The sequence below is a fragment of the Eubacterium sp. BL-380-WT-2B genome, assembly GCF_009696115.1.
GTDB lineage: Bacteria > Bacillota > Clostridia > Eubacteriales > Eubacteriaceae > Eubacterium > Eubacterium callanderi.
Window position 1 is genome coordinate 1 of the sequence record NZ_VUMP01000028.1, and the last position, 1242, is coordinate 1242.

General features: G+C 43.5%; 3 protein-coding genes. All 3 read right to left on the minus strand.

The window, feature by feature from the left end; genetic code table 11:
- Positions 1-115: 115 nt before the first annotated feature.
- Entirely contained in the window at positions 116-526 is a 411-nt protein-coding gene (locus FYJ53_RS21055; protein WP_154557788.1) for a hypothetical protein, read from the minus strand.
- 28 nt (positions 527-554) lie between these two features.
- Positions 555-854 (minus strand): hypothetical protein, encoded by a 300-nt coding sequence (locus FYJ53_RS21060; RefSeq protein ID WP_154557789.1) that lies wholly within the window; start codon positions 852-854, stop codon positions 555-557.
- The coding region (locus tag FYJ53_RS21335) for a hypothetical protein (protein ID WP_207709055.1) at positions 851-1242 on the minus strand (392 nt) is incomplete at its 5' end. The genes FYJ53_RS21335 and FYJ53_RS21060, both read right to left, overlap by 4 nt.

Sequence of the window (1242 nt, forward strand, 5' to 3'; positions counted from 1 at the left end):
TCAAAGCACAATAGATGCGTTTTGGTGTTATCCTTACCCATGGGGCACAAATGACATGTTCCTTTATGAAATTCACACATCCTCTTTTTAGTGTTGAAATACTTAATGACATCCATCACTCCCGCACTCCTTTCTTTATCTCCTCGAATTTCGCCAGCATTTCGGGCACTGCTGCCTCTGCCGCCTCTTCTGTAGGAAAACAGTTCCCCATGTTCAGATTTGCAAGGTGTTCTGTGTGGTCTTTTCGGAAGTATCGCCATCCCGCACTCCCGTCAGTGGTCACAATCCAATACTCATCACGATATTTTGGCCTCCATGGGCGTTTTTTGATGGTGTAATTTCCTCTTAATAAGCCGAACAACATCCAATTAGATGCTTCATCTCCGACGCAATCAACCATTGTTTCATTTGTAAACTTATAAGGGCTGTAATCCCTAATTTCCCCACTTTCAAGCAGAATATCAAACGGCTCCCCAACTTCCACTCCCAACATCTGGGCGACTTCTGGCATATAATTTTTTCCCATTTTTTAAACCTCCATTCTGGTAAGGGCATCAATGTCCCTCGCAACCTGTTTCTTCTAAAACCTTTGTCAGCGACTGTAGGAGCTGCTTATCCTGTTCTTTGATCAAATATATCAACCGTTCAATGTTTAACGCTTTATCAGCCGCTGAGCGCCTTTTAAGCAATAAATCTCGGTAGGTTTTTAATGCGCTTTCCAATGTGCTTGGATAGCAAACATTTTCCCAGCGTTCAGCGCCTTTGTTCTCTCCGTTTTGAGCAATCTTTCTCTCTTGCAAAATATAACAACGATCGTCATTGTCCAGACGAAAGTTTCCATCTAATCGAATCATTTTTTAACCTCCAAGTTTGTTTTCCACTTCACCACATCGTCAACCATGTAACTCTTACGCAAGCTTAACGCGTTTCCGTGCGCTGTTTTAAGCTGCACCATCACGCCGACGTGGTTTTCATAAATCCTTATAATCGTTCCGTTTTCCCAGCGCGTTTCTCTTTGTCCGGTTTTTGATAAGGGTCTTAACTGGAACTGGACCCGAACTGTTTCACCAACAGCCAGATTTTGCCGTAGCGCCTTCATAGAGCGACGATCTCGGTAGTTCCTAACCTGGTCATACTCCAGTTTTATTTTTCGCTTTCTAGGCCGATTTGGCGTTTTATTTTTTAAAATATGCTCCTCCCATTCTTCCCGCCTATATGGCCGCCCAATCCCGGAACAAACTT

Excerpts from the sequence above, each read along its gene's own strand:
- FYJ53_RS21055 (WP_154557788.1), bottom strand. The coding sequence starts at position 526 with ATGGGAAAAAATTATATGCCAGAAGTCGCCCAGATGTTGGGAGTGGAA.
- FYJ53_RS21060 (WP_154557789.1), bottom strand. The coding sequence starts at position 854 with ATGATTCGATTAGATGGAAACTTTCGTCTGGACAATGACGATCGTTGT.